This is a genomic window from Bradyrhizobium sp., assembly GCF_027451485.1.
Classification (GTDB): domain Bacteria; phylum Pseudomonadota; class Alphaproteobacteria; order Rhizobiales; family Xanthobacteraceae; genus Bradyrhizobium.
In genome coordinates this window covers 1-10,318 of record NZ_DAIDJE010000091.1, presented here as the reverse complement: position 1 = coordinate 10,318, position 10,318 = coordinate 1, and the positions used below count along the sequence as shown (strand labels likewise).

General features: G+C 61.8%; 11 protein-coding genes. 6 read left to right on the top strand and 5 right to left on the bottom strand.

Going from position 1 to position 10,318, the window contains the following annotated elements:
- Window positions 1-112: 112 nt before the first annotated feature.
- Window positions 113-901, top strand: a complete 789-nt coding sequence (locus tag NEZ08_RS11995; RefSeq protein ID WP_298107085.1) for a transglutaminase-like cysteine peptidase — start codon at window positions 113-115, stop codon at window positions 899-901.
- 66 nt (window positions 902-967) lie between these two features.
- On the opposite strand, the gene NEZ08_RS11990 is transcribed toward NEZ08_RS11995, so the two are convergent.
- Entirely contained in the window at window positions 968-1,234 is a 267-nt protein-coding gene (locus NEZ08_RS11990) for a hypothetical protein (protein ID WP_298107082.1), read from the bottom strand.
- Window positions 1,235-1,443: 209 nt separating this feature from the next.
- On the opposite strand from NEZ08_RS11990, the gene NEZ08_RS11985 reads away from it, so the two are divergent.
- The 5 genes from NEZ08_RS11985 to NEZ08_RS11965 all read left to right on the top strand — a co-directional run bounded on the left by NEZ08_RS11985 (window position 1,444) and on the right by NEZ08_RS11965 (window position 7,064).
- Window positions 1,444-2,571 carry a hypothetical protein gene (locus NEZ08_RS11985; RefSeq protein ID WP_298107080.1) on the top strand — a complete coding sequence of 376 codons (1,128 nt, stop codon included), beginning with the start codon at window positions 1,444-1,446 and terminating at the stop codon, window positions 2,569-2,571.
- A gap of 102 nt (window positions 2,572-2,673) precedes the next feature.
- The gene (locus tag NEZ08_RS11980) at window positions 2,674-3,426 is read left to right on the top strand and encodes an ABC transporter ATP-binding protein (protein WP_298107078.1); all 753 of its coding nucleotides are present in this window, start codon (window positions 2,674-2,676) and stop codon (window positions 3,424-3,426) included.
- Window positions 3,423-4,946, top strand: coding sequence for a permease (locus NEZ08_RS11975; protein ID WP_298107076.1), 1,524 nt, complete (start codon window positions 3,423-3,425; stop codon window positions 4,944-4,946). The genes NEZ08_RS11980 and NEZ08_RS11975 overlap by 4 nt, the downstream gene beginning before the upstream one ends.
- A 187-nt stretch (window positions 4,947-5,133) precedes the next feature.
- Window positions 5,134-5,952: an MBL fold metallo-hydrolase gene (locus NEZ08_RS11970; RefSeq protein WP_298107083.1), complete on the top strand. Its 819-nt coding sequence runs from the start codon at window positions 5,134-5,136 to the stop codon at window positions 5,950-5,952.
- A gap of 32 nt (window positions 5,953-5,984) precedes the next feature.
- A complete protein-coding gene (locus NEZ08_RS11965) occupies window positions 5,985-7,064 on the top strand; it encodes an amidohydrolase (RefSeq protein ID WP_298107074.1) in 1,080 nt (359 codons plus the stop codon).
- Between the two features lie 2 nt (window positions 7,065-7,066).
- Here NEZ08_RS11965 and NEZ08_RS11960 read toward each other — a convergent pair whose 3' ends face one another.
- From NEZ08_RS11960 to NEZ08_RS11945, 4 genes are all read right to left on the bottom strand, one after another.
- Window positions 7,067-7,513 carry a cupin domain-containing protein gene (locus NEZ08_RS11960; protein WP_298107072.1) on the bottom strand — a complete coding sequence of 149 codons (447 nt, stop codon included), beginning with the start codon at window positions 7,511-7,513 and terminating at the stop codon, window positions 7,067-7,069.
- Window positions 7,514-7,661: 148 nt separating this feature from the next.
- The gene (locus tag NEZ08_RS11955) at window positions 7,662-8,918 is read right to left on the bottom strand and encodes an aminopeptidase (RefSeq protein ID WP_298107070.1); all 1,257 of its coding nucleotides are present in this window, start codon (window positions 8,916-8,918) and stop codon (window positions 7,662-7,664) included.
- Window positions 8,919-9,165: 247 nt separating this feature from the next.
- A complete protein-coding gene (locus NEZ08_RS11950; RefSeq protein WP_298107068.1) occupies window positions 9,166-9,729 on the bottom strand; it encodes a response regulator transcription factor in 564 nt (187 codons plus the stop codon).
- Window positions 9,726-10,318 (bottom strand): S1C family serine protease (locus tag NEZ08_RS11945; protein ID WP_298107066.1); only part of this gene is annotated, 593 nt, incomplete at its 5' end. The genes NEZ08_RS11950 and NEZ08_RS11945, both read right to left, overlap by 4 nt.

The following is a 10,318-nucleotide window of genomic DNA, read 5'->3' as shown; positions in this document are numbered from 1 at the left end:
CGGGGCCCGGTCCTTAAGCAGAATAAAAACAGCCCCGGTCATCATCCGTCCCAATGACCCGGTCACGCGCACCTGCAGGGGGCTGCCGATGCCCGGGCGAAAGGGGCGTCGAATGGGTTACTTCAACACCGGGCGGGCATGGCGGGCGGTCGCTCTTGTATGGGCCTTGGTCGGAACAGGATTTGCGGCCGACGCCGGTACCCTGATTTCACCGGGCTCGCTGGATCTGATCCGGAAGTCGGCTCAGCCTTTCGGGCTGTCCGCGACCAAGCTCTCCGCCGGCGGTCTGCTCCACAAATGGAACGGTCTCGAACGCAAGCTCGAAGACGATATGGTGCAGCTTGCGCTCTGCGACGGCGACCGCGAGCGCTGCGTATCGCCGGCCGCTCTGAAACTGCTGGCCATCGTTGATTCGGCGAGAACGCGCGAAGGCCGCGCGCGGTTTGGCGAGATCAATCGTGCGATCAATCTGGCGATCAAGGCGACGAGCGACTTGGCGCAATATGGCCGGGTCGACGTCTGGAGTTCACCGCTCGATACCTTTGCCTCCGGTGCGGGCGATTGCGAAGACTACGCCATTGCCAAGTTCGCCGCCCTTCGCATGGCCGGCGTCTCGGCTGACGATATCAAGATCGTCGTTCTGCGCGAACTGGCGCGCGGCGAGGATCACGCCGTGGTGCTCGCGCGGCTGGACGGCCATTGGCTGACGCTCGATAATCGGCGGATGGCGATGATCGAGGACGTCGACCTGCGCAATCATCGGCCATTGTTCGTGATCGATGACAGTGGCGTCATGCGTTATGATGAGCCGATGCCATCGGCGCAGGCAAAACAGCAGTCCATTTCTTCTGTGCCGGTCAACGTTGCCGCCTCGGCGGATCCAATCCCGTCATCGAACTGATCGCCAGAAATCCGGAACAGCGTCCGCCGCAAACATTTGCGGCTCGGACTTCACCTGGCAAGAAGCTTACTTGTCGAGACACGCGTTGACATAGGCGGCACGGTCCCTATGCGTCACCTTGGCTTCATCGGCCTTTTTCGAGCACTGGAATAGCCTGAGCTGCTCCGCGCGGCGCTTTTCGGCAGCGGCTTTATATTCAGGCGCCACCGCGCTGGGATCGACGAGCTTCTCGGCACGCACGTCCGCCACCAGCGCAAAGGCCGACATCAAGCCGAATTGCAGGATACCACCGATGAGCAATCCGCGCGCGGACGCGCCAAACCGAAACGTCATGCTTCAAATCTCGTTATCCAAAGAGTCATATGGGAGAAACGCGGAAGGAGCCGCTCCACCTTGACGATAGGGCGCACGGTATCATCGGCTGCGGCGGACATCAAATTATGGCAAACCTGATGCCACTGGCAATTTTCATTTCGCTGCAAGGGCCGACAAGTTACCATGGCTCAGGTAATCATTTTTGCTTTTCCGCTCGGGAGATCGGGATGCGTGCCTTAATGGGTACCTTGTGGTTGACAGTTGCGACGATCGGGATCGGCCTGGCATGGCCAGCGCACGCGGACGATCCGGCAGCTTCCAGCCGGCCGATCACCGATATGCTGCCGCTCTTCGTCACAAACCACTGCGAACAAATCAAAGCGCCGGCCGATCAGATTTTCTGCGGCGACGGCGAGCTCAACGCCGTTGGCGTCAAGCTCAGCCATGCTATTGCCGAACGCCTGAGCAGACTTCCAAACCGGCGCCTTGCGATCGAGGAAAATGCCGAGTGGATCCGCGATCGCAATTCCAGTTGTGGTATTCTCGGGCGGCAGCCGATCAGGAGCGAGAGCATCGGATCGGTCAGGGACTGCCTGCTGCAGGAGACCAAAGAGCGGATCGCGGTGCTTACCGACCCGAATTTCGACTGCCTCGCCGTTCATACGGCGGCCGGCGCGCTGATCTGTAGCGATCCGACGCTGGCGCTAGCGAAGGAGGATCTCAACGAAAAAACGATGAGGCTGATCACCAAACTCAAGGACGACGACGCGCGGGCCGCCTTTGATGAATTCGAGCGATGGACCCGCGAGCGCGACCGGAAATGCGCGATCGACAACAAGGACAATGTTCCGCTGCAGGAGCTTTCCTCTTCCGCGGCGTGCCTGTCCGAATATTTCGATCGAAAGACCTCGGAAGTCGTTGCGGCCGCCGGTGATCCGAAGAAGCTGTTCGGGAGACAGCACGCTTCGCCCGTACCGAACGCCGATGCGGTCGACTTCTGCGTCTCGCAGATCCATCTGGCCGGCGCATGCGGCAATTTTGTTGCCGTGAACCGCGTCTTGGATGTCGACAGCAAGAAGGGTGAGAGCAGCGCGGAAGTAACCAGCGCCGTCGAGATGGTTGTGCTCTCTCCCTTCACCGCCTGTAGTTCCATAGCATCGGCCTGTACCGGTACCTGCTGGGATTTGAACTCAGGCAAGCCGAAAGCAACGCCCGGCAGCCGCGAGCAATTTCAGGTCGGATATCGTTTGCGCATCGAGAAGTCGTTCGCGTTCCAAAAAAGAGATAACGACTGGCTTTGCAGCTCGACGACCATGCAGCCCGTGGAAGTCGGCGTCGCGCTCAGCGGCCCTTGATCGCAACGTGCCTCACATAACAATTTCTTAGTCCGATTCACCGCGCCGAAACGGTTTCCGGTTCATGGTCATCAAGAGTAGCAACCAGGATCGTCCGGCATTATGGCTTCCGATCGTTCGGCCCTCGAGTTGCGAGGGTTAACAAAGCGTTTTGATCGGCCGGCGGTCGATGCGCTCGACCTCACGGTGAGATCCGGCGAATTCTACGCCCTGCTCGGCCCCAATGGCGCCGGCAAGACAACGACACTGCGCATGGTAGCCGGGCTGTTGCGGCCGGATGCAGGGTCGATCTCGATCCTCGGGATCGACGCACTCGCCGATCCCGTGGCGGCCAAGCAGGTCACGGCATGGGTCTCTGACGAGCCGATGATCTATGACAAGCTGACACCGCTGGAATATCTCGAATTTGTCGCAGGCCTCTGGGGCATCGACCCCGCTGTCGCCGAGCCTTGCGCGCGCGAACTGCTTGTCTCGCTCGGCCTGGAGGCCAATATGCACGACCGCTGCGAGGGATTTTCCAAGGGCATGCGCCAGAAGGTCGCGCTCGCTGGCGCGCTGGTACACGATCCACGACTGATCATTCTCGACGAGCCGTTGACGGGCCTCGACGCGCTGTCGGCCCGCCACGTCAAATCCTTGCTCAGCGAGCGCGTGCGAAACGGATGCACCGTCATCATGACGACGCATATTCTGGAAGTCGCCGAGCGCATGGCCGACCGCATTGGCGTGATCGCCGCAGGTAGACTCGTTGCGGAAGGGACACTCGCCGAACTTCGGCAACAGAACGGCAGAACCGACACCAGCCTCGAGGACGTGTTCGTCGCACTGGTCGACCGCGAGCCAGCGGCGGCATGACCGCAGCAGCCTTGAACTGGTTTGCCAGCCACGAAATCCGCCTCGCCTGGCGCGAATGGCTGGGGATGATGACGGGTGGACGCCAGCGTCGCCGCCGCGCTGTGATCATCGGGCTCGTTGTTTTCGGCGCGCTTCTGCACGTACCGGCCTATGCCGTGATCGGACGGTACGCCACGCTTCGCCTGCCGCTCGACAAATCGGCAATGATCGTCATCACCGCCAGTATTTTCCTTGCCTGGGCGTTGATGCTCTCGCAGGCAATCGAATCGGTCACTCGGGCGTTCTACGCCCGCGCGGACCTCGATCTCATCATGTCGTCGCCGGTCACCCTCGATCGTGTCTTTTCGATACGGCTTGCGGCGATCGCATTGACGGTCACCGCGATGGCAATGTTGCTCGCAACGCCATTCATCGATGTGCTGGTCTTCGGCGGCGGCCTCCGCTGGCTTGCGCTCTATGGTGTGGTTATGGCAATCGGCCTTTCTGCCGCGGCGGTCGCCATTGCCGTGACCATCCTGCTGTTCCGCGCCATCGGACCGCGCCGGACCCGGTTCGTCGCCCAGGTTCTCGCTGCCGCCATCGGCGCCGGCTTTGTCATCGCGCTACAGATTGCTGCCATCCTGTCGTACGGCACGCTGTCGCGCTTTGCGGCTCTCACTTCGGACGCCGCTGCAAGCTATGCGCCGGCACCCGAGAGTATCGTTTGGTGGCCAGTCCACGCAGCATTCGGGGATGGCAGGGCCCTCTTGCTTTTGCTTGCATGCGGGTTTTTCTTGCTGGGCACCGTGATGGTGATCTTTTCGGCCGAGTTTGCGGATACGGCCGTGCGCGCCTCGACGGGAGTCGTAGCCAACCGCCGCACCTCTCACACACGATCATTTCGATCCGGGTCGCGGCAACAGGCGTTGCGACGGAAGGAACTGTTGCTGCTGCGCCGCGACCCCTGGTTGCTTTCGCAAAGCCTGATGCAGCTGCTTTACCTCATACCACCCGCCGTATTGCTGTGGCGAAGTTTCAACGATAGTTCGCTCGCCATTGTCCTGATCACGCCCGTGATTGTGATGGCGGCGGGACAGCTCGCCGGCGGTCTCGGCTGGCTCACCATCTCAGGCGAGGACGCGCCAGATCTCGTAAAAACCGGGCCGCTGCCGCCGTCGCGGTTGATCCGCGCCAAGATCGAGGTGGTTCTGCTCGTGATCGGCGCGCTGTTCGCGCCGCTGGTCATTGCGCTGTTGTTTGCTTCCCCGCGACAGGCCGCCGTCACCGCGGTCGGCGTCATGATCGCTGCCACTTCCGCCACCGCAATTCAGCTCTGGTTCCGCGTTCAGGCGCGCCGCAGCCAGTTTCGCCGCCGCCAGACCTCGTCACGGCTCGCCACTTTCGCGGAAGCCTTCTCCTCGATTGGATGGGCAGCGACTTCGGTATTGGCGCTGTCCCTTCCGGTAGCCGCCCTGGTCACGGGATTGATGACCACCGCCCTTCTCGCGGCGACCTGGAAGTTCAGCCCGCGGCGCGATTAGAGGAATCTCCTTCGGAACGAAGCGAAACACTGTCAAATTCAAGTCGAAAAAAGGGCAACAACCAGCGGTTTCGAAATCGCATCGTAACAGCTTCAGCACCGCACCAGACATGCGCGATACCGGCCCGTGACCGCGTCCGGTTTCGGCGCTAAGCTGAAGCTCGCGAATGTCCCGATCCTGGCCTTCCATGTTGCGGCTTGCTGCGCTCGTCCTTGGCCTTTTCTGTCTTTCGATTTCGCCCGCGGTTGCGCAGAACGCTCCGCCGCACAGCGAATGCCTGGCGATGGCGCAAGCCCCGCTTCTCGCGAGGCCAGTGTCTTTGCGCCGGATGGCCGCCAAGGCCGATGAGGTCACGATCACCTATGCCGGTCACTCGACCTACTACATCGATACGCCCGGCGGCGTGCGGATCGCGACAGACTTCAGCGGCGCCTACACCACCGGCCGCTTGCCCGACGTCGTTACAATGAACCGGGCACACTCGACGCACTACACTTTATTTCCCGATCCCCGCATTCCCCATGTCCTGCACGGCTGGAACGACGACGGCAGTCCAGCACGGGTCAACGAGCGCATCGGCGACGTCCTCATCCGCAACGTGACCACGGACATTCGCCGCTATTTCATGGATGATTCCACCGACAAGATGATCAAGGATGGCAATTCCATTTTCATCTTCGAAGTCGCCGGCCTCTGCATCGGCCATCTCGGTCACCTGCACCACCAGCTCGATGACAGCCATTTTGCCGCGATCGGCCGGCTCGATATCGTGATGGTTCCGATCGACGGCACCTATACCATGTCGCTGGACGGCATCTCGGAACTCACCAGGCGATTGCGCGCTTCGGTCGTCCTGCCGATGCACCGCTTCGCCACGCCGCTCGACGAATTCATGCGGCGGATTGGCCAGCAATTCGATATCGACGAGCGAAGCGAGCGCAGCCTGACGATCTCGCGAGATAGCTTGCCCGAGAGGCCTACGGTCATCATTCTTCGCGGCGTGTAGTCAGGAAAGTGCATTCCGGGAGAGAAATAGCAATGGTCGCCAGCACATCGCCCTCCATCCGAAGCGGTCTTTATGCAGATCCGCGGCCCGACTGGCTTGCGTTGCGTAAAGAAGAAGTGCTCGATCCGGCCCGCCTGATCGTCGATCCGCACCATCATCTGTGGGATCGCGGCGGCCAGCGCTATCTGCTTGACGACATCACCTCGGATATCGCTTCCGGTCACAACGTCATTGCAACGGTCTATGTCGAGGCGCGGTCGATGTACCGCGTCAGGGGGCCGGAAGCTCTTCGTCCCGTCGGCGAGGTTGAGTTTGCGAACGGCGTTGCTGCGATGAGCGCAAGCGGCGGCTATGGACCCGCCGCGGTCTGCGCCGGCATCGTCGGCCATGTCGATCTCCTGCTGGGCGAGGCTGCTCGTCCGGTGCTGGAGGCGGAAATCTCCGCAGGTCAAGGCCGCTTCCGCGGCATCCGGCATTCGGCGGCGTGGGATTCCGATCCGAATGTCGCGCACATGTACGCGACGCGGCCCAAAGGCCTGTTGCTGGACTCGACATTTCGCAAAGGCTTTTCGCACCTCGCGCCGCTCGGCTTGAGCTTCGACGCGTGGCTGTTCCATCCACAAATCGGCGAACTGACGGACCTCGCCCGCGCATTTCCGGACACCAGGATCGTACTTGACCATTGCGGCGGGCCGGCCGGCACCGGCCAATATGCCAACCGCCGGCAGGAAATCTTCACCAGATGGAAGACCTCGATCCGCGAGATCGCCAAATGTCCCAACGTCGTCGTGAAACTCGGCGGGCTGGCAATGTGCCTGCTTGGCTATGATTTTCACGAACGACCGATGCCGCCCACATCGGAAGAACTGGCCGCAGCATGGCGGCCCTATATCGAGACCTGCATCGATGCGTTCGGGCCGCATCGTGCGATGTTCGAGAGCAATTTCCCTCCCGACAAGGGACAATGCAGCTATCAGGTGATCTTCAACGCGTTCAAGCGTATTGCGGCCTCGATGACTGAAGCGGAGAAGAATGCGCTGTTTTCGGGAACGGCAACCAACGTCTACAGGCTGAAGCTCGACCGATACCAGGAAGACCTCGCGACCGGGTAAGCTCAGGTCGAAGCCAGGCCGGGCGCCGCCCGCTTCTCGGACAAGAACATGACGCGTTTGATCTTGTTGAACACCCGCGCGGCAAAGCTCAATATGAAGGGCTGAGTGGTGCGGCAGAAGGCGAGCTTGCGAACGCGACCTTCGACATGCCACCGCGCATGCGCGCCGTCGCGGAAGAAAACCACATCGCCGGGACCATAACGGGTCGGGCGCATCGTGTCGCTTTCGAGCACGATCGAACCTTCCAGAATCAGGATGGTTTCGTCGAAATCGTAGTACCAGTTGAACCTGCCTTCGCTGCACTCCCACACGATGGTGGAAGCAAGGCCGTCGGAGCTTTGCGACAGCACGCAGGATTGCGCGACCGGATTGCCTTCGATGATCCAGGACGGCTCGATCGGCCTCGACATCAGTTTGACCGCGGTGCTGCCGGTTTCGATCAGTGCCATCTGCGCTCCCCAAAAAACCGTTGAACTGCGCCGGACTGCGCCGGCGACGTTTGGGGCGCACGCTAATAACAAACTTTTAAGCTTTCCTTAGCGGGTTCGGTTAAACACCGCTTCGCCTCGTTCCGGTCGCGATCAGGAACAGCTTCGTTCAGGCCCACTCGCCTTTCCGGAATACAGGCACGCGGCGACCATCGGCGTACAGGCCATCAATGTCGATCTTGTCGGAACCGATCATCCAGTCGATGTGAATCAGGCTGGTATTGCCGCCTTGCGCTGCGATCTGCTCCGCCGGCAGTTTCGTCCCGTCGACAAAGCATTTCGAATAGCACTGGCCAAGCGCAATGTGACAGGCGGCATTCTCGTCGAACAAGGTGTTGAAGAACAGCAATCCGCTTTTCGAGATCGGTGATGAATGCGGCACCAGCGCTACCTCGCCGAGACGGCGCGCGCCTTCGTCGGTATCGAGCACCTTGTTGAGAACCTGCTCGCCGCGCGAGGCCTTTGCTTCGACAATGCGTCCTTCCTCGAACCGCACCGCGATATTCTCGATCAACGAACCCTGATACGACAGCGGCTTGGTGCTCACCACGTGCCCGTCGACCCTCCGCGCATGCGGCGTGGTAAAGACCTCTTCCGTCGGGATGTTGGCGTTGCAGGTAATCCCGTTCTTTGCCGTCGAGCCGCCGCCCTGCCACTCATGTCCATCGGCAAGCCCGACGGTGAGGTCGGTGCCGGGGCCGGAGAAATGCAGCGCGCCGAACCGCTGCGCATTCAGCCATTCCCTGCGCTCCCGCAATATTTCGTTGTGCGCCTGCCAGGCCGCGACGGCATCATCCCGATCGACGCGGGATGCCGAGAAGATCGCGTCCGCGAGCTTGGCGACCGCGACATTTTCTTCGTCCTGAGGAAATACCAGTCTGGCCCATGACGGCGACGGATAGGCGATGATGTTCCAGTTGATGTCAAAGTTGACGATGCGCTCCAGCGCCGGCTTGTAGGCGATCGAATTGGCCTTGTTGGCGCGCGCCACCTTTGCCGGATCCTCGCCCGACAGAAGCATCGGATTATCGGCGACGATGGCAAGCCGCGCCGTATTGGCCGCAAATGCCTTCGACATTCCCTCATAGAGCCAGTCGGCCGCGCGGTCGAAACTCTCGTCCGGACCAAAGCGGTAGCGCATCAAGGTGATGGCTTCGTCCGACAGGATCGGAGTGACGAGACCCGCGCCGGCCTTGTAGGCGTATTCGGCGACCTTGCGCACCAGGGGCAGTGCGACGGTCGGCGCCGTCACCAGAAGGTTCTGTCCGCGCTCGAGCCTCAAGCCGACCTTGATCGCGACTTCCGCCAGACGGTCGAGTTTGATGGGATCGATGGGTGCAGAAGAGTTCCGTTCCGAAGCATTCATATTGCGTAGCCTGTTGGGTCGTCTGTCATTATGGCGCGACAATTATATCAATTTTTGCACGCGGCACAGCGAAACAATGCCGCACGCATCAACATCGCGCGCTCAGGATATTGATCAATCGGTAGAGGTCGAATGACGATCAGTTGAACACGGATTTCCTGCGGCGCGGGTGCGTCCAACCTCGGAACGGTGCTGCACGACAGCGTCCCGATCGCCGCTGGCGTAAAGGATCCATTGGCCTCCGTCCTCAAAGCATAACCACATCGCTGCGACGGCGCTCGGCCGCCTTTGCCACCGCTTCGGTTCTGGTGCGCGCGCCAAGTTTCCGGAACAGCGATTCGACGTGAAACTTCACGGTGTGCAGGGAAATGTCCAGCCGGCGCGCGATCGCCTTGTTGGTCATCCCCTCGGCAAGGGCGGCAAGCACCTCAAGCTCACGCGGCGTGAGCAAGGCATGGCCGTCGGCCTCGCGCATCGCGCCAAATCCGCTGTCGCGAGACGGCGGCGCGCGCACGATCAGCCCGGCGGCGACCGCGCGAATGGCCGCATCGATCTGCCGCGCATCCGCGTCACGCGGCAGCGCGCCGCGCAGACGGTCATCGGCGATGCCGAGGCCAACCACGTTGCGAACCTCTTGCGGCGGCCGGCCGCCGTCGGCGAGCACGATGTCGGCCATGTCGTGCTCGTCGACGACCATATGGCCCGCTTCCGTCACGGATTTGCACAGCAGCTTGCGGCGAAGCGGGTCGTCGGCGCGGACAGCCACCCGCAGCCGGCCGGCAAATGCGATATCATTCGCCACTTCGCTCACGCGGCACTCCGTTCAGCGATGGTGGGTTGGACCGTGATGACTGCGCCGCCGCGGATCAGGCGGACATCCGCCTTGCGTCCGATGCTGTCGCTGCCGAAATAGCGCGCCAGCTTCCTGAACCGGTTTGCCGATATGCCATCGACGCTGAGGATGATGTCACCGGCGACAATGCCCGCCTGCGCGGCCGGTCCGTTTTCGACGACCGACATCACCATCATTCCGCTGCTCTGATCGGCGCTCTCGCGCAAGGCATCGGGGACCGCGACGGCGTGCAACGCGACGCCGAGCCAGCCGCGCGCGACATGGCCTTCGTTGACAAGCTGCGGCACGACGCGCGCGAGCGTCGCATGCGGGATGACGATCACGCGGCCGCGCGGCCCGAAAGTCGACATGCCGAGGCACCCGCCGGCGGCATCGAACACAGGTCCGCCCTCCTCGCGCGAGGCAAGCTCGATATCGAGGACAATGCGGCGGTCGATCAGGCCGCCGCGCCGGGAATGCCATTCACCGCCGACGAAATTCACAATGCCCAATCGCGCGCTGGCGCCGCCTTCGCCGTCGGCGCCGAACGCGAGCGCAAGCGCGCCCA